The organism is Enterococcus moraviensis ATCC BAA-383, from assembly GCF_000407445.1.
Lineage (GTDB): Bacteria > Bacillota > Bacilli > Lactobacillales > Enterococcaceae > Enterococcus_L > Enterococcus_L moraviensis.
The window spans coordinates 278201-295834 of sequence record NZ_ASWB01000004.1; the positions used below are offsets into that span (position 1 = coordinate 278201).

Annotated in this window: 19 protein-coding genes; all 19 read left to right on the forward strand. The window is 33.6% G+C overall.

Annotated features, from left to right (window positions below; translation table 11 throughout):
• Window positions 1-3 precede the first annotated feature (3 nt).
• The 19 genes from I586_RS14805 to I586_RS14890 all read left to right on the forward strand — a co-directional run bounded on the left by I586_RS14805 (window position 4) and on the right by I586_RS14890 (window position 17630).
• A complete protein-coding gene (locus tag I586_RS14805; protein ID WP_010763681.1) occupies window positions 4-678 on the forward strand; it encodes a DUF5081 family protein in 675 nt (224 codons plus the stop codon).
• A complete protein-coding gene (locus I586_RS14810; RefSeq protein ID WP_010763682.1) occupies window positions 668-964 on the forward strand; it encodes a hypothetical protein in 297 nt (98 codons plus the stop codon). Before I586_RS14805 ends, I586_RS14810 begins: the two co-directional genes overlap by 11 nt.
• Before the next feature lie 31 nt (window positions 965-995).
• Window positions 996-2204 carry a pre-toxin TG domain-containing protein gene (locus I586_RS17005; RefSeq protein WP_016249984.1) on the forward strand — a complete coding sequence of 403 codons (1209 nt, stop codon included), beginning with the start codon at window positions 996-998 and terminating at the stop codon, window positions 2202-2204.
• Window positions 2205-2223: 19 nt separating this feature from the next.
• Window positions 2224-2613 carry a hypothetical protein gene (locus I586_RS14820; protein ID WP_010763685.1) on the forward strand — a complete coding sequence of 130 codons (390 nt, stop codon included), beginning with the start codon at window positions 2224-2226 and terminating at the stop codon, window positions 2611-2613.
• 547 nt (window positions 2614-3160) lie between these two features.
• A complete protein-coding gene (locus I586_RS14825) occupies window positions 3161-3571 on the forward strand; it encodes a deaminase domain-containing protein (RefSeq protein ID WP_010763686.1) in 411 nt (136 codons plus the stop codon).
• Window positions 3572-3589: 18 nt separating this feature from the next.
• On the forward strand, window positions 3590-3988 hold the full coding sequence (locus tag I586_RS14830) for a hypothetical protein (protein ID WP_010763687.1): 399 nt from the start codon (window positions 3590-3592) through the stop codon (window positions 3986-3988).
• Between the two features lie 269 nt (window positions 3989-4257).
• Entirely contained in the window at window positions 4258-4536 is a 279-nt protein-coding gene (locus tag I586_RS14835; RefSeq protein ID WP_010763688.1) for a hypothetical protein, read from the forward strand.
• Window positions 4537-4712: 176 nt separating this feature from the next.
• Entirely contained in the window at window positions 4713-5714 is a 1002-nt protein-coding gene (locus tag I586_RS14840) for a pre-toxin TG domain-containing protein (RefSeq protein WP_010763689.1), read from the forward strand.
• Window positions 5715-5716: 2 nt separating this feature from the next.
• Entirely contained in the window at window positions 5717-6190 is a 474-nt protein-coding gene (locus tag I586_RS14845) for a DUF2247 family protein (RefSeq protein ID WP_010763690.1), read from the forward strand.
• Window positions 6191-6541: 351 nt separating this feature from the next.
• Complete coding sequence (locus I586_RS14850; RefSeq protein WP_139242695.1) at window positions 6542-7006, forward strand: hypothetical protein; 465 nt, start codon at window positions 6542-6544, stop codon at window positions 7004-7006.
• 35 nt (window positions 7007-7041) lie between these two features.
• Complete coding sequence (locus I586_RS14855) at window positions 7042-7266, forward strand: hypothetical protein (RefSeq protein WP_010763692.1); 225 nt, start codon at window positions 7042-7044, stop codon at window positions 7264-7266.
• 281 nt (window positions 7267-7547) lie between these two features.
• Window positions 7548-7823 (forward strand): hypothetical protein, encoded by a 276-nt coding sequence (locus tag I586_RS14860; RefSeq protein ID WP_010763693.1) that lies wholly within the window; start codon window positions 7548-7550, stop codon window positions 7821-7823.
• 9 nt (window positions 7824-7832) lie between these two features.
• Window positions 7833-8321: a hypothetical protein gene (locus I586_RS14865; protein WP_010763694.1), complete on the forward strand. Its 489-nt coding sequence runs from the start codon at window positions 7833-7835 to the stop codon at window positions 8319-8321.
• A gap of 193 nt (window positions 8322-8514) precedes the next feature.
• On the forward strand, window positions 8515-8691 hold the full coding sequence (locus I586_RS17320) for a hypothetical protein (protein WP_155854787.1): 177 nt from the start codon (window positions 8515-8517) through the stop codon (window positions 8689-8691).
• Window positions 8692-9490: 799 nt separating this feature from the next.
• Entirely contained in the window at window positions 9491-11902 is a 2412-nt protein-coding gene (locus I586_RS14870) for a J domain-containing protein (RefSeq protein WP_010763695.1), read from the forward strand.
• 76 nt (window positions 11903-11978) lie between these two features.
• A complete protein-coding gene (locus tag I586_RS14875) occupies window positions 11979-13190 on the forward strand; it encodes a TPM domain-containing protein (RefSeq protein WP_010763696.1) in 1212 nt (403 codons plus the stop codon).
• Between the two features lie 64 nt (window positions 13191-13254).
• Window positions 13255-14814, forward strand: coding sequence for a hypothetical protein (locus I586_RS14880; protein WP_010763697.1), 1560 nt, complete (start codon window positions 13255-13257; stop codon window positions 14812-14814).
• A 412-nt stretch (window positions 14815-15226) separates the two neighbouring features.
• On the forward strand, window positions 15227-17170 hold the full coding sequence (locus I586_RS14885; RefSeq protein WP_010763698.1) for a BglG family transcription antiterminator: 1944 nt from the start codon (window positions 15227-15229) through the stop codon (window positions 17168-17170).
• Entirely contained in the window at window positions 17151-17630 is a 480-nt protein-coding gene (locus tag I586_RS14890; protein WP_425250070.1) for a PTS sugar transporter subunit IIA, read from the forward strand. Before I586_RS14885 ends, I586_RS14890 begins: the two co-directional genes overlap by 20 nt.
• Window positions 17631-17634 lie beyond the last annotated feature (4 nt).

Below are 17634 nucleotides of genomic sequence, written 5' to 3' on the forward strand. Positions count from 1 at the left end.
ACTATGACCATTTTTTCTGAAGAAGAGTTAGTAGTATTAGCCGATATGGTGGGACAAGTGGAACTATTTGGTGTGCCACAACTAACGGCCTATCGCTTAAACCACACGACAGTTGTTCCGAAAGGCATCGAGCAGTTGGAAAAGAAAGAGCTGTTAGCAGAAGGAAAACTAACCAAAAAAGGCTATTTGGTTGCTTCGTTGATTGAGCGCTATGGGCAATCGGAAACCTATATCTGTTTAGATAAAACGTACTATGTCGCTACAGGCGAGCAAGCGATCGTTTTAAAAAGAGAAGAAGAGGGCTACCAATTGACCATTCAAGAACCAGAAACCCTTTTAGGACAATGGCTTGTGGAGTATTCTATTTTGCGCAGAAAAGGCACAGAAGAGGAAAAGGAATTTCGTTCAAGACGAGCGCGACTAACTTTAGAAGAGTTGCAAAAACAAGGAATTGAGGCGGCAGTCGTTCTAGGCAGCATTCAGAAGCAGGAAAAGAACTTGGCTAAATCTGAATATGCTTTGTTATTGTCTCAAGGGACGTTGTATCGATTGGATAGTGAGCAATTAAAAAAAGTCAGTCAGTTTTGGGTCAATAAATGGCTAGTTGACCAACTAAAAATTCCTTATGAAGGACCAAAAGATAAAACAGAAGGGTTGGCGAATTGGTTTGGCAGATAAAATCACGGTAGATCCTGGTGAGTTATCCGATATTACAAGTAAGATTCAAAGCGTTATTAGCGAATTAGAATCATCCTATAGTTCCTTACAAACTATCACAGGAAGTGAGTATTATGTGGAAGGAATGGCGCAAGGACAAGTCGCACTGTTCAATGTTGTAACAGTTCGCATGGAAGAATTGATTTCCCACTACGCTCGATTAGGAGAGTATGTGACCTATGCAGGAGAAACCTTTGTGGAATTGGATCAATCGGTCAGTAGCGACATAAAGTCAAAGGAGAAATAATAGTTAGTAGCTTTAGGAAATGAGGGTAGGTATGAAAGATGTAAAGTTTAAATCAGGTGACTGGAATTCGTTGGTAAATGGTGTGAATTCCTTACAAGATCTGGATATTGTGACATTAGTTCGAGAACTTGGGACGATTACTACCAATGCTAAAGACTCCTGTGATCTATACGATGTAGACAATGCTATCTATATACAATCAATGGATGGTGTACTAGTGGATGATTTAGATGAGAGAATAGCGAAGTTAGCGCAAAAAACATTCACGATCCAAGATACACTTCCAGCGGATATCGATCAGCCGTTTTATGATTCTATGGATTCTTTGATAGAGAAGTTAAGCAACATGAACATCATGGGCTATGAGACAATGGCGAGAGGTTCATTCTCTAACGGAGTAAATAGTGCAGGAGTCGCCATGCCTAAAATGAAAGTGACGTTAGAAGATCTTTTAGGCAATAGTTCTCCCCTAACGGACTATCTTCGTGTAGAATATAATCAGATGAAGCAACAAATCGGTGATGTCAGTTTTGAAGACTATAAGAATATGGCTTTTGCAGATAATTCCTTTGATTATTATTCTAGGAATGAAGAAATAAGAGACCTAGCAGTGACCCTAGTGATAAATGGTGCAGTTCTAGTGATCGGAGGAACGTTGCCATGGCCGCTAATGGTAGCATTAGGACTGACATCCGGTGGAAAGAATATTAGTGATGCATGGCGAGGAAAAGATCTGTTTACAGGGAAGAAACTTTCTACAGGAGATCGTATCTTACGAGGGTTATCAGGAGTTGCCGATGTAGCATTAGCGGGATATGGAACGTATAAAGGGCTTAGACCACGAAAAGGAACAACGAAGGTTGTTGTTTCGGATAAAGGTAGTGGGGCTAATAAGCTGTTAAAACCTGATTTATTAGATGAGCTTTCAAAAAGTGGTGTAAAGTATAATCCAGATGATGTGATTATGGTTGGAAAAGATTCTTCAGGTAAATTACTTTGGCTAGAAAAAGGAAATGATAAAGCAGGATTAAAGCACATTATTAATGGGCATGTAGAAGATTTCAATGCCAAAGGTATTCAAGATATTCCCAACTTTTTACAGGATACTTTAAAAATAAATCCTATAAAACAAGGAACAGGACCTAAAGGACCATATTCAGTTTATGTTATTGATGGACAAAAATATACTTTGGCATATGGGAATAATGGATTTATAGTTTCTTTTTATCCAAGTAAATAATTAAACAAGGAGGATACTCATGTACAAACTACTTTCTATAGAAGAATCAGTTGCAACAAGAAATTTAGAATTGAAAAATTTGAATACAAATACAATTGATTTATGTTTTGATGATGCAGCTGTAACCAGTTTTAAAAATTTTGATTTTATGGAAATCAATGAAATATACGATTGTAAAATTTATCTTTTTGGTGAATTAGATGATGCTGGTGAGAATTTAAAGTATATTAAAGATGTAGCGATTGGGAGTAGAGATTTATCAGAAGTAGCAAACGAAAAAGGAGATGTGTACTATATTGACAAAATTTCTGTAAGTAAATTTATCAATGCAGAAAAAGCATTGAATTACAAGTACACTAGAAAAGATATCATTCAAGTGAATAATGTTGTACATCCAGACTTTGAATAGAAATTATTTTTTAACTAAAAAAATTTACTTTATCATACGATTGGTGTTGGGGAGCAAAACCTTGACTAGTAAGCAGAATCTCACCAATCAAGTTGTCAATAGCTAACCAAAGCTAATTGTGTTTATTGAACAAAAATTCAGAGGACTTTTCTAGTCTTTTCGAATATTTATTCAATGTACAGTAATTTAAGCTAGAAAAATGTGAAACTATTGAAACGGTATTAGTGTGGAAACAACCACTGATACCGTTTTTTCGTGTATCAAAAAATTAAAGGAGTGAAGAAGAGGAGGAAATCTATTTGCATAGGAGAAACTTTCTACAGGAGATCGTATTTTACGAGGATTATCAGGAGTTGCCGATGTAGCCTTAGCGGGGTATGGAACGTATAAAGGGCTTAGACCGCGAAAAGGAACAACGAAGGTTGTTGTTTCAGAGAAAGCTAGTGGGGCTAATGTTGGTAAGAACTTACAAAATCAATCAAAAAATCTGAGAAATAATCTAGATGATTTTATAAAAAACTACAAAAATTCTGATGAATACCTAAACTTGTCTAATTCCCAAAGAAAAATAGTTAATCGTAAATTAGATAGATTAGGAAAAGGAAATGTTGCAACAGCTGAAGTTGATATTCCTGGATTAAAAAAAGATTTTAAAGCTCATAGCCAAGTACATTCTAATGATTCATTAGGATACATGGACGATTTTTCAATTGCACCAAGCGAAAAAGATAGAGTTTTAAAAAATTATGTTGAAGATGGTTATCCAAGATATAATGATACAGAAGCTAAAATATTAGAAGATATAGCGTCTAAGATAAAAGATCCTAATATAAAAGGAGAAATTAATCTGTTTTCAGAATTAGATTGTTGTCAAAGTTGTACAAATTTGATACTAGAGTTTAGAAAAAAATATCCTAATATTAAGATAAATGTAATAACAAATAATACTTTGAAATAAATGAAGGGAGTTTTTATCTTGAAAGAAAATTTACCAACTTATGATGATATAGTTGAGGCTGTTCAACTAGATTTGGATGAATATGTTAATGAAGATGGGCTAACTATTGCGCAAGCAAGTGCAAAAATTCTTGAAGAAGAGTGGCAAGATATTAATGAAGATGAATGTGTAAAATATTCATATCTGCTTACTTTAGCATTAGATGGAATTAAACAAAAACAACTTTCTGATTTTTTGTATGACAAACTTGAATTTTATGGTAATAACATTCTAAAAATGGATAACAATGAATCAAGTCAATTAAAGCAAGATTTTCTAACATATCAAGAGAAACTAAAAGAACAAAATTTTGATATGATAGAAACTAATGTTAATACTAAGTCAAGAGTTGATTACATTCTTAATCAAAATCAGTAAAATAAAAAGGCACTTTACTATCTGATTGGCGTCGGATAGTAAAGCCTTGAATAGTAAGCACAATCTTACTAATCAAGTTGCCAGTAGCTAACCAAAGCTAGCTGTATTTATTGTACAAAAATTTAAGAGACTTTTCTAGTCTTTTTGAATGTTCATTAATTGTACAGTAATTTCAGCTAGACAATGTAAAAGTTATTGAAACGGTATTAGTGAGGAAATAACCACTGATACCGTTTTTTTGTGTATCAACAATTAAAGGAGTGAAGAAAATGATTCAAACAGAAAATAAGCAACTAATCAAAGAAATCAGTCACCAAGATATTTACGCACTTTATGATGTATGTGAACAACTTCAATCATGGCAAGAAGTGTTATCAGTTCTAGAAAAGTTCTTCAAAGACGAAAACAGACCCGTCAACAAGCAACAAATCGCCAGAAAATATTATGCCTGTTCACAAGTTTTCATGCTGTTTTACCTAGATTTTAAACAAACCATGCAAAAGATGGAAAAACAATTGTTAGAGTTGCGAAGCAAGAAAAAGGTTTAGAAATCTTTCACTGTTATTTTGCTAGATTCTGAGGGTGGAAAAAGAAGAATTTAGAAGAGCCGATTCAAGTGGTAAAGCAAACGGTGGGCATGTTATGCTAAAAAGCTCGAGGAACTAGCCAAAGTGATAGCTATTTTGTGAGTTCCTCGGGCACTTATAAAAGCACATGCCTACTAATGAAAGTCAATGGCGATGGAATCGACGAAGTGAACCATTTACTTTTATTAGAGTGTTATTCAGTGGGTGGATTGACAACAATATCCATGGATGGTGTACTTACGGATGATTTAGATGAGAGAATAGCGAAATTAGCGCAAAAAACATTTACGATTCAAGATACACTTCCTGCGGATGACGCCATGCCTAAAATGAAAGTGACGTTAGAAGATCTTTTAGGCAATAGTCCTCCCCTAACGGACTATCTTCGTGTAGAATATAATCAGATGAAGCAACAAATCGGTGATGTCAGTTTTGAAGACTATAAGAATATGGCTTTTGCAGATAATTCCTTTGATTATTATTCTAGGAATGAAGAAATAAGAGACCTAGCAGTGACCCTAGTGATAAATGGTGCAGTTCTAGTGATCGGAGGAACGTTGCCATGGCCGCTAATGGTAGCATTAGGACTGACATCTGGCGGGAAAAATATCAGTGATGCGTGGCGAGGAAAAGATCTGTTTACAGGGAAGAAACTTTCTACAGGAGATCGTATCTTACGAGGGTTATCAGGAGTTGCCGATGTAGCATTAGCGGGATATGGAACTTATAAAGGGATTAAACCTGTGAAGGGCACGAAGAATGTTGTAGTTTCAGATAAAGCTAGTGGGGCTGAACCATCTTCAAAGGATTTATCTCAATTTGAAAATCTGAAGGGAGAGTATGCTTCCAAAGAAATACCTAATGCAGATAGGGTTGGTAGTGGTCTGAAAGAAGATCCCGGTCATAGAGCTGCAAGCTTTATAACAGAAGAACAACTGGCTAATGGAAGAGTCACAAGTTTTACTGGTGGTGATGGTAAGTCCTATTCAGTACTTCAAACACAAGGTAATTTTAATGGGTTGGATGGGATATATGAATATGTTTTGGATACAACTGGAAAAATAACTCATCAGAGATTTATTGAAGGTGGCAAAATCACAGGTTTTCCAAATCAAAAAGTGCCTAAAGGAGGTTATTAGATTTGAGCAAAAAATACGATTTTTTTGAATTTTCTCAAGCAAAAATTAAATGGACTTGGCAGGAATTATTATTTGGAATGGAAGACAAAATAATCGGACGAGAAGATATCATAAATTATGCTACACATATTCTCAATGAAGGAATTTTAGGATTTGATTTAGTTCTAAAAGTAGCAATTGCCGATGAATATGAGGACATTCTACCATACATCCATGAATTAATTAATTTAGAGACTTTTGAGGGAAACAGTATTATACAAGATAAATGGAGATATGTAATTTTAAAAGAACTTCATAATAAAAAATCTGATTATGATAATTTTAACGAAAAAGTTGAAGAAATTTATGCAGATTTTGATTATCCAGAAGACATGGCAGGGTTTATTGGATATATGCCATCAATAGATGGAAAAAGCATGGAAGAATCTTGGCAAGAATATTTAAACAAAGCTAAAGAAAATTTTAAATCTATATAAAAACATTATCTGATTAGTGTTGAATAGTGACTAGTAAGTATTCATCTGCTAGTCTTTAATATGCTATTTTGCTAGATTCTGAGGGTGAAGTAGAATAGGTTTGAAAGAACAAATTCAAATACTGAAGCAAACGGTGGGCATGTTATGCTAAAAAGGCTCGAGGGACAAATCAAGGTACTAGCTATTTCATGAGTTCCTCGGGTACTATCAAAAACACATGCCCAATAAAGAAAGTCAATAGCGACGTTAGGAGAGCTTAACGGTCTATTGACTTTCTTTATAGTGTTTTACGGATTAGAAGAGTCGTTTCTATTCTTCTCTATTTCTTCTGCTTCTTTTAGAAATTGTCGTATGACAAGTACCTTAATAACTTCTATTTCATCCTCTGTTATATTAAATTTCTCTTTCCCAACTTCAAAAATAGTATTCATATTTTACATTAGTGAACCCGATAGTTCTTTAGCTTCCTATAAAGGGCTTAAACCTGTGAAGGGAACGAAGAATGTTGTAGTTTCAGATAAAGCCAATGGGGCTAAAGATGTTATTAAAAATAACTTAGGCAAAGAAATAGATATAACTCCCTCTAAAGCTCATACTAAGGTCAATAAAAATCCGGGTCCATTTGGTGAACCTAACAGTAGTGTAGATATTTTAGATTCTAAAGGAGAACTTACTACAAGACGGTTTTATGATGAAACAGGAAAAGCTGTACGTGATGTTGATATGACAAATAATGGTAATCCCAAACAACATCCTGAGTACCCTCACGAACATAAGTGGAAGTACGACTCTAATGGAAAACCTAGTAGAGAATAAAAAATATATATTTGGAGTATGGAGGTTTATAGATTATGGACTATAAAGAAATGGAAGAAAGCATAGGTTATGGAGAAGAATACAATTTTTATTATAAGGACAAAGAATTTTGGATTAGTCAAAATCCTGATGGGAATTACTTAACTGAAGTTGATGGAGAAACTCAAGAGTTTAAAAACTCAGAAGATTTGCTGAATAATGCACGAATAAATGGGAAATCTATTCGTGAGATTTGGGAAGAAATAAAAGATCAGTTTTAAATAAAAGGCACTTTACTATCTGATTGTAGTCGGATAGTAAAAAGCGAGCACTCACTAATCAAGCTGACTATAGCTAGCTGTATTTATTGTACAAAATTCAAGGTTAAAACAAAGAAACGATTGAATTCTATCGTTTCTTTGTTTGCTTTTATACATGTGATATTTCCCGCCCCGGGAAAACCAGTGGGGCTGATGTTCCAAAACCTAATGTTGGAGTTGTGTAGTCAAGAGTAAATTTAGCAGAAAATCCGACTAGATTTAGCCCATCAAAAAATGCGGGGATGAAGCATGTCAGAGATAGACATTACAATCCTTCGAAAAATGCAGGACAGTTTACAATTCCTGAGTCAGATTTAAAAAATATACTGCAATCAAAACCAGTTGTAAATACACCTGTAAAGCAGATAGAATCTGGAGGGGTTGAAAGAGTAATAGATATAGGTAAAAATGTTGGCACTGTTAAACCTAGCTTAGGTGGTCAACCAACAACATGGATAAAGGTTATCACGGATAAAGCAGGTAATATAATTACTACCTATCCTGTACCCAAACCTTAGGAGGAGACTATGAAAGAAGATATTTTAGCAATTTATAAAAAATTTGAAATCAATAATTTGGACATGTTCTTTGATAACCTTATTGAGTATGTGAACAAGTATTATCCTGTGTTTTCAAAATATACATCTATAGATTACCTAGATGCAATAACTAGAGTTGATTCTGCAGGTTTAATTCTAGGGCATTCTGATGACAATTTTGAAATAGCTATCCCATTTTATACAAATAAGGTTATAGAGGGTTTAAGTGAAGAAGAACTTTCTAATCAAGTCTCATCATTGATATGGGATTTAAGTGCATACATGACGGAAGAGTTATGTCCTAGCTGTAACGATAGTAATTTACGATTAACAACAATAGTTAGTAAAGAGGATATATTAGTTAAATTTTGCGATGAATGTTTGTATACGGGAATTAGAAATGAACATGTAGAAATTGAAGAAGATCTTGTTCCAGCACCAAAGAAGAAGATAGAAGTATATTTAAGTGAAAGATAAGGAAAATACTATGAACATTGTATTGCTTGTAACTCGCTAATTTAGTTTTTTCTCCGCTATTTTGCTAGATTCTGAGGGTGAAGTAGGAAAGACTTGAAAAAACAAATTCAAAAGCTAAAGTAAACGATGGACATGTTATACTGACAAGGCTCGAGGGACAAATCAAGGTACTACTTATTCTGAAATATAAAGAATGGTACAACGATTTGGTGAAAACAATGAGCCTATGGAATGGGCAAGACGTGAACTATCACGTCTTGAAAATAATTTTTTCTCAGAATTAGACAGTGAGAAACGAACCCTTTCATTAAAAGAAGAGGAAACAGAACAAGTCTATCGTAAAAAACTTCAAGAACAAACTAAACTGTAAAAGGAGTATGATTACGTGTTAGAAGCAATCGAAAAACTGTTAAAAGAATATAAAAAGAATTTACAAAAAATGAGCGCTCAAGCTGCTGCAATGGCACTTGTTTAACAGAAAGATAGTCTTGTGAAAAAAAAACAAAAAAATCAAGAGAAACGGAATCAGAAAGTGCAAAAAGGTCCATCACTTCTGCAACAAGCGGTCTAGGAGAAACAGTAAAAGGGCAGTTTGGAAAGAAAGTAACACAAGTGCTAGATGAACAAGAAAAAATGCTAGATAAATTTTAATTAGAATAAAAAAAGGTGACGCAAAAAAACTCAGAGATGAGTGTGTTCTATCTGAGAATAGTGAAGCCAATATCATGAAGGGAAACAAATGTATCTAGCACAAAAACAGTTGTATATTCTATCTACGAAGATCAATCATCTTACTCGATAGTTGGTCTATTTTTGTGTTTCAAAGCAGATAACGCACCTATTTTATCGTTCAGGTTAAAATCATCAATAAGCCTAAATTATCAATATTTTTTTAAAAAATAAAATAATATGACGAAAGCTAAAATATTCCTATGGTATAATTTTATTGATTCATTTTATAACAAAGAGCGTCATATTTGGCTGGTTTAGAATAATAAACATAAATTAAGTCATTAAGTAGCGATGGGAAACTAGATTTTTTTTGAGGTAAAGGCGATATAAAAATAAATCCAAAAGCTGATAGTATAGCCGAAAGAAGCCCTTGAAAAAGTAAATTGACTCAACTAAATACTAAAAGGAAAATCAAAATTTAAAGGTGATACGTGCAAATGAATCCATGGGAAGTTTTAGACATTGACTATACAAAAGATACTAGGAAAATAAAGAAAGCTTATTCTAAAAAGTTGAAATTGATTTTTCCTGATGAACAACCAGAAGAATTTCAGACATTGAAAATGGCCTTTGATATGGCTTTAGCTATAGCCATAGCTTCTACTGCTGAGAATGAGACCATTCTTATAGAGAAAGAAAAGGAAGTAGAACCAGATAGAGCTACCGAAGAACAAACTGGGGAGCAAGAGAATCTTAGTATGCTTGTTATTCCTTTTTCGACACAGCTACAACTAGTTTTGGGTGAAAAAGATTATTTTTATAATTTAACTCACTGGGAGCGGTTAGTACAACAAGTCAATGAATGGTCTATTGATGAATTTATGGCAAATTCGTATAGTATTCAAGTGTTTCTAGCCGATTACTATAAAATTATATCAAAGGAAATTATTCATTTTTTAGTTCACACGTTTGATTTATTAAATCTTCGAGATGAAATAGGTCAAGGAAATTATGTATATCGAGATTTTGTAAACGTAAAATATCAACTATATAATGTTCCGCCATTTTCATTTGAAATCGCTAAAGATATTGGAGCGAGTCGTCGAGAAGAATATTTCAATTTACGCTATTCTATTTATTGTATGCTTGAAAGTGATGCAAATGTTGAGTTGATTGAGAAGAAATTAGATAGAGCGAAGCTTATTATTTCTGATGACAAGGATCTTTCAAATTTGTATGTACTGACTATTTTAAAAATGTATCACGGCGATATCAAAAATAAGTTGGTTTTAACTAAACTTGAAAACGTCCTACTATCTACTGAAGACGGGCAAAAAAATGAGACAACAGAATTTTTAAAAGAGTATATCCACGCTTTGAAGAAAAATCAAGCTAGTCAAGTAGTTCAAGAAACGATTACCTGGAAGAAGTCGCAATTGATTATTCCGCAAAAACTCTACTACTTATTGGAAGGGTATATCTTTTTCTTCAATAATGAATACGGAAAAGCTTTTGATATATGGATACAGCTTCCCATACAAGAAATAATTTATTTGGATGCTCCTTTAAAGGGAATGAAGAAACAGTTATGGATTACACATAAACAAGAATATTTGAACCTACAAAATAAAATTAAAAAGAGTAAGCAAAAGGAAGAAAAGGGTAACCAATCTTCTAAAATAATCATCATCAGTTCACTTATTCTAATAGCTATTTTTTTCATAATTATTGTATTTAATCATACTAGGTCTAATAATACATACACAATCTCAAAAACGGACCTTCTTGAACAGCTATCTAGTTCGCTAGAAGAGAAGGAAGATAAATATGTAGAAAAAGAGTTAAACAAGGAATTAATTGAACGAACATTTGTTGAGGCTTTTTACTTATCCGATCAAGTAGAGAAGCAGGAACAGTTTCAGGTAGATTATATGGATGACAATATTTCAATCAAAGAGGCATCACCATTAAATGCTCAACCAAAATTTGAAGACGCTGTATTAAGCGATTTTACAATCAAGAAAAAGGAATCTACTGGGTTAACAATCCTCTATTATCGTGATGAGCCTATTGTTTTACTCAGTATAAATGAGTACAACCAAAAAATAGATAGAATATACGGAGAAGGCTGGGACAGAATTGAGAATTTTACGCCGGTAAATTTTGATGATCTGGGTCTCCCATTTGATTCAGTAGCGGAAAGATTTATTTACACTTTCTATATTTCAGACAGCCAGTTATTAAAAGACATTTTTAAGCTTAATTTTACTTACGATGATGGATTAAGAAAACAAATGACTGATTTTTCACTAGCTAATTCTTATGCAAATAGTTCTATGTCAGATTTCTCTTTTATCTCAAAGGAAAAAGAAGATAATGAGATCTCGGAAATTGTCTATATTCGTTATAAAGACCGCCCGTTTTGTACGCTTAGATTTTATTCTGGAGAGAATGGACCATCAATTAATGGAGTCGTTGGTGATAGTTGGAATTTCCAAGGACAGAATTATTATGCGCCTATTAAAGTTGTTAATTATGAAGAGGCAGTCAAAATTTTTATTCGATATCTATTATTTTCAAGTGAAAAACAAGAAAATCTAGCAAAGTATGATGAGTATTTTAGCGACAATATTCGTTCATTAGTAAATGATCGGTTATCATTGGATATTCCTAAAAACTTAATAAACACAGATGTCTATATGGATATGGAAAAAACTAGTGACGTAATCGGTAAAGGGCCAATATTATTTTTGAGAAACGGCTATGATGTAAGTTTGATTTTTACCTTTGACGATTTAGGACGGTTAGACCATGTTTATGGTGATGGCTGGGAAGAAGGTGAAAAATTAGAGATAGAAGGGAAATATACGAGATATATTAACAGTACGCGAGTTATTTTAGAGCAGTAGCCTAACTTTTTCGTGCCATTTTTTAGTTGAGGAAAAATAAATAATATAGAGTAGTATGAAATTTAGGGGAGAATAAATGAAAAAAGCGAAAAAAGCGAAACGTTCAGTTTCACTAAATTGGTATAAGCGTTATAAGAAGCGTTTTAATGCCCTGTACATTTTTGCGTGGATTAGCTTAGCTATAGGCATTTTGTTTTCTATTTTGCTATGCTTTTTAGTGTTATTAGGCGTAAAAAATTATAACAACTCAAAAGAACAGATCACTGAATTAACCAAAGAACGCTCAGCACTTAGAGCAGAAATTCAAGCTTCAGCAACAAATGATCAATTGAAAAAATTTGAGCAAACTCAAGCAAGTTTAATAAGTGGCTGGACGAATAGTGAAGATAATTATAAAGTAGAAGTGGCTGGTAAAAAGTTAGTAATTAACCAAAATAATATCTTTGTTTCTGATAATGCAAACATATTGAAAGCGGACACTAAAAAGAAAATTTATCAGATCAATAAAGAATTCTCACAATTTAACGAAGGGCAACAATTAATGATCGTAACAATTCAGTCACTCCCTAAGTATACGACGATCGAGTCATTTGCATCAGATGTTTTTAATCAATTAGGAGTCGGCCAAGCAGATAAGAATAACGGTGTTTTGTATATAATGTCAATTGATGAGCGTAAAACTAGAATAGAAGTGGGCTATGGCTTGGAATCTACAATGACAGATGCGCAAGCAGGCGCCATACTTGATGATGAAGATACGATAGCGGATTTTAAAGATGAAGCGTATGATCAAGGCGTTAATCGTATTCTAGATCAATTGTATACTCAAATTGGTTCTATTACACCTGAACTTGATTTGGAAATAAAGAATATCGAAGAACATTTAGGGAATACGAAAGTTGCAATTATTGTCTTACTTGCTTGTATAGTGATTTGCTTAATAAGTGGCGTGTTATTTTTGAGACAAACGAAGAAAATAAAGCAACAAATGAATCAATTATCGGATAAAGAAATCTATTGTTTATATCTTGCCTCTCCTATTCTTATTTTCACACTTCGTGGACTGAAAGCGATGATCGATACTGGGCAAGTCATGTCTAAACATGCAGGTGCTAAGCGTAAAGGGGCAAATGTCTTAGTAGGAAATCGTTTGTATAGTGGTAGTGGTCATATCATTACACGAGATTACGATTCGTATAGTTCGTCTTCTTCTAGTGGCGGCGGCTCTTCGAGTGATTCATTTGGTGGCGGTTCATCTGGAGGAGGAGGCGCTTCAGGTGGCTGGTGATGCACAATTTTTTTGTTAGAATAAAAGAATTACTTATACTTGAATGAGGTCAATGGAGGATGAAATGAAGAAAAAAGGGTATGTTTTAGGTTTAGTTATACTGTTAAGTATTTTTGTTAGTGGTTGTACCAGTAAAGAAGAGGCTGAACAGTCTGCTGATAAAGAAAAACGAATCAAAAAAGCGGAAAAATCATTAGCAGAGCGTCCAATTGTTTATATGTCCAATAATTTTATGGGACTAATGGACGATAAAGGGACTATTTTAATGGATGGAGAAAAAGGGCTGGTAAAAGAAATTAATGCGTTCGCTAATAGCACATTGATGGAATATACCACAACTATGTCCGATGTGTTGTATGTTAATACAGATAGCTATCAAATTTTTCCTGAAAACCCAGAATTTAGAATCCCAAATTGGGCGTTTAAAAATAGTAAATATGGAAGCTATAATGATCCGGAACTAAATAAATTTGGTATTGTCTTGAATGATGGAACACTTGTAAAAGAAGCGAAAGACATGCCAGATGGTATATCAGAACTTATTTTTAGAAATGCTCGTTTTGCTCATGTCCATTTCAAAGGCGATACCGAGGGCTTAATGAATAATGAAGGCAAGATGTTATTAAAAGGAATTGAAAGCTTTGATTATCTGGAAGAAGAAGGAATTGACAGTACGGTAGCTGTTGTTAAAATCGATGGAAGTTATGGCATTGTTCACGAAAAGAAAGGGTTGATTTTTTCACCAGACGAAGCAAAAAAATTGGAAATAACAGAAATTTTTCCCTATGCCCAACGTTCAGCAGCTATCTATAAAACAGAAGAAGGCAAGTATGGTTTAATTGATCAAGAAGGAGATGTCATCTATGAAGAGGAAGAACCGTTGTTGTTTAACTCTATTTCATCTTTCTCTGAAAAGGGTCTTGCTTTAGCTAGATCTTATGGTGATGACCTTATTATTAATGAAGCTGGCGAAGTGGTGTCTGTAGTCGCTGATGAGGTAGAAGAGGATATTTCTGCTGTTGATGGCTTTTTAAAAGATAATACTATTTTAGTGAGAATTGGAAATTTGCATGAAGGAAAATATGGCTTAATGAACGAAAAATTCGAGTTGGTCGAAACGTTTTCAGGCAAGTATTACAGGTCCCCTTTTTATCTTGGTAATGGGTTGTTCTCTGTTCAAGGACAGGGTGAAGATGCTTTTCCAGCTATTATAAATAGTTCTGAAAAGAAGATTTTTTCTGAAACAGAGAGTCAAACAAAAGACATTTATATGTTTAGTGAATTTACAGATTCTGGATTATCTATTTTTCGTACAAAGAATCATGATGAAGGTTTGGTGAATCAAAAAGGTAAGATTCTTATGGAAGCAATCGAAGGATCAGAAATTGAGATAGAGAAAATGCAAAATATCTATCAAGTATCTAAAAGTTTGCCTAGGAAAATGCCAACGAAGTATTACTATGACAAGGATGGAGAGTTATTCTATCAAAAAAAAGAGGACGAACAGATATTTTTATCCAAAGGACTAATTATGATCGTAAAACCAAATGGAAAGACAGTTGTTCATGATGAAAATGGTTATTTGATCAAAACAATCGAAGCGAAAACAGATAAAGGGGAATAAATTCAAACTCTATTTATCTCAATCAAGATCAATCATCTTAATCGGTGGTTGATCTATTTTTGTATTTAAAAAAATGTAAACTACGTGTAACACCAGTACTAGCGTAGAGAAGAGAGTGATAATCGACAATCCATTTATACTATAATAGAACTAAAAAATAATAAGGAAGGCTATATGTACGTTGATTGACACAGTAGTACTTGAGGCTCAGGTATTCTTTTTTTGATTTAGTGGAGCGCTAGAAAGTTAAGCCAAATAAAAAAATCATTAGTACAAGACATTGCAACAAGTTCTTGAAAAGAATTGTCATATAAAAAAGTAAGCGCTACCGATATAATCAAAAGTGTAAAAGATGGTAGTGCTTACATTTTTAGATTTCAGAGATGAATTAACCTAAGAACGGAGGGAAAGTATGGAATTGATACAGAGACAATCACTTCTTGCTTCATTACTAATAAAACAGAATGGTTTTCAAACAGTTAAGTACTATGCAAACCAATTAAACATTTCTGAAAGAACGATACATTCTGATTTAAAAGTTGTAGAGAGGTATCTCTTGCAAGAAGGGTATCAAGTAGAAAAAAGACCTGGTATTGGGATTAGCATAAAAAGAAGTGTTGAAATCCCGCAGAAAAAAAATGAGGTGTTAGAAAAAAACATATACTCTACAGCAGGTAGGCGAGAAAAAATTATTCAATTACTACTATTTGAAAATCAAACGGTGACATTTGAATTATTATCAGAGATGTTTTTGATCAGTAAAAGTTCTATCAATAATGATTTTAAGTTTATAAAACAACTACTTACAACTGGAAACACAGTAAAAATTGTTAGTGACTCAAAGGGAACGAGGTTGTCTGGACCAGAAAAAGAGCTGCAAAAAGCCTATCTTGAGTTTAATCGTTATTTAACAGAAGGGGAAAATAATTTATTTGAACCAAATGATGAAAAGAAAGAGGCATTGCTTACTCAGTACTATGGAGAGGATATCGTTCGAGTGTGTACACGGGTTCTTTATGGGTATATCAAAAGCGATGTGACTGTAATAGCAGAGCATTATGTTTCAAATGTGCTAAATATGATGATTATTTTAGTCTATCGGGTTAAAGCGGGGCATCATATTGAAGGCTTAGAAGAACCTGAACCTGAAAATGAGCATGTCTTTTTTGAGAAAAGTGCGCAAGAGATGTTGAATAAAATATCATTGCGACTAAATCTTGAATTTACTCGCAATGACATTGAATATTTATCAACGTATTTAATTTCAAATCGTTTTGAACCTTTACCAACGAAAAAAAAATACCATAGGATTGTGTCAACTATTATTGAAAAGGTAAGTAAGTCGCTCAAAATAGATTTTATTAAAGACCAGAAATTAAAGGAGCAGTTAATGCTGCACATCCCTCCGATGATTTATAGATTACGAGAAGGCGTTCAAACCAATAACCCATTTATTTACCAAATAAAGAATGAGTTTACGGTTATGTTTAACTCTATATGGGTTATTTTAAGTGAATATGAAGAAGAATTAGAAGTCACTTTTAACGAGGATGAAATAGGGTTTTTAACAATTTATTTTCAGTCTGCAATTGAGCGAGCAAAGCTAAGTAAGAAAATTTTGATCGTATGTCCAACAGGAATAGCCACCTCAGAGTTACTTTTAAACCGAATCAAAAATATTCTACCTTCTTTTGACATGATTGAAGTGGCATCAATTAAAGAAGTAGACGCACTTGATTTAGCACAAATCGATTTGATTATCTCCACTGTGCAGTTAAATCGATTGGATAAAAAGGTTGTTGTTGTTTCACCACTGTTGAGTGATCAAGATATAAAGAACATTACAGCCGCTTATAATGAACAGTTTATTTTCTTAAAGGAGTATGAGGATGGAGCGATAAAGGAATTAAATAATCTTAGTCCTTATTTATTAGAAGAATTTGTCTTTTGGAATGAGAATTTCAAGACAAAAAATGAGCTGCTAAAAGAAATTGGCAAGAGACTTAAAGAAGCGGATATTGTCACAGAAAAATTTGTTGAAAGTACGATGAACCGAGAAAGACTTGGTGGGACGGACTTGCCGACAGGAGCTGCTATACCTCATGGTAACCCTAAGTATGTTAACAAAACAGTGATTGCGGTTGTGAAAAATAAAAAGTATATCAAATGGAATGAACACTCTGTAAAACTAGTCATGATTGTTTGTATTGCTGAAAAAGATATACAAGAAATTAAAGGAATATTATCTGATATCTACCAAATAGTAGAAAGTAAAGAACGATTGAATCAGTTTGAAGAATTTACAAAAAAAGAAGTGTTAAGTCAAAAGATAGGATGTGAGACTCTTGAAGGATAGTGCAAGTGATGTGATTAGAGAAGACATGATTTTACTGCAGACAAATTTTGACACAAGGGATGATGCATTACGTGCATTAGTCCAAATGGCAGATGAAACTGGATTGATTTCGGAAAAGGAAGTTTTTCTAAAATCTGTATTGAATCGGGAAGAAGAAATGCCTACTGCAATTGGGTATCAAATTGCTATTCCACATGGGAAAAGTGAGGTAGTGAGAACGCCTTTTATTGGTTTTTTACAGACAAAAGAGGAATTTATTTGGACTGATGGGCACGAGGAACAAGTGAAACTTGTCTTTCTAATCGGTGTGCCAGCTGAGAATGAAAATAATATCCATTTAAAATTTATCTCACAGCTCAGTAAAAAACTGTTAGATGAGGAATTTAGAATACAATTACTAGAAGAAAAAAATCAACAAAATGTCTTTAAGCTGCTACGTTCAATCAAAGCAGCAAGCTGAAAAA

Excerpts from the sequence above, each read along its gene's own strand:
- I586_RS14805 (WP_010763681.1), top strand. The coding sequence starts at position 4 with ATGACCATTTTTTCTGAAGAAGAGTTAGTAGTATTAGCCGATATGGTG.
- I586_RS17005 (WP_016249984.1), top strand. The coding sequence starts at position 996 with ATGAAAGATGTAAAGTTTAAATCAGGTGACTGGAATTCGTTGGTAAAT.
- I586_RS14820 (WP_010763685.1), top strand. The coding sequence starts at position 2,224 with ATGTACAAACTACTTTCTATAGAAGAATCAGTTGCAACAAGAAATTTA.
- I586_RS14835 (WP_010763688.1), top strand. The coding sequence starts at position 4,258 with ATGATTCAAACAGAAAATAAGCAACTAATCAAAGAAATCAGTCACCAA.
- I586_RS14840 (WP_010763689.1), top strand. The coding sequence starts at position 4,713 with ATGAAAGTCAATGGCGATGGAATCGACGAAGTGAACCATTTACTTTTA.
- I586_RS14850 (WP_139242695.1), top strand. The coding sequence starts at position 6,542 with ATGACAAGTACCTTAATAACTTCTATTTCATCCTCTGTTATATTAAAT.
- I586_RS14855 (WP_010763692.1), top strand. The coding sequence starts at position 7,042 with ATGGACTATAAAGAAATGGAAGAAAGCATAGGTTATGGAGAAGAATAC.
- I586_RS14860 (WP_010763693.1), top strand. The coding sequence starts at position 7,548 with ATGAAGCATGTCAGAGATAGACATTACAATCCTTCGAAAAATGCAGGA.
- I586_RS14865 (WP_010763694.1), top strand. The coding sequence starts at position 7,833 with ATGAAAGAAGATATTTTAGCAATTTATAAAAAATTTGAAATCAATAAT.
- I586_RS17320 (WP_155854787.1), top strand. The coding sequence starts at position 8,515 with ATGGTACAACGATTTGGTGAAAACAATGAGCCTATGGAATGGGCAAGA.
- I586_RS14870 (WP_010763695.1), top strand. The coding sequence starts at position 9,491 with ATGAATCCATGGGAAGTTTTAGACATTGACTATACAAAAGATACTAGG.
- I586_RS14875 (WP_010763696.1), top strand. The coding sequence starts at position 11,979 with ATGAAAAAAGCGAAAAAAGCGAAACGTTCAGTTTCACTAAATTGGTAT.
- I586_RS14880 (WP_010763697.1), top strand. The coding sequence starts at position 13,255 with ATGAAGAAAAAAGGGTATGTTTTAGGTTTAGTTATACTGTTAAGTATT.
- I586_RS14885 (WP_010763698.1), top strand. The coding sequence starts at position 15,227 with ATGGAATTGATACAGAGACAATCACTTCTTGCTTCATTACTAATAAAA.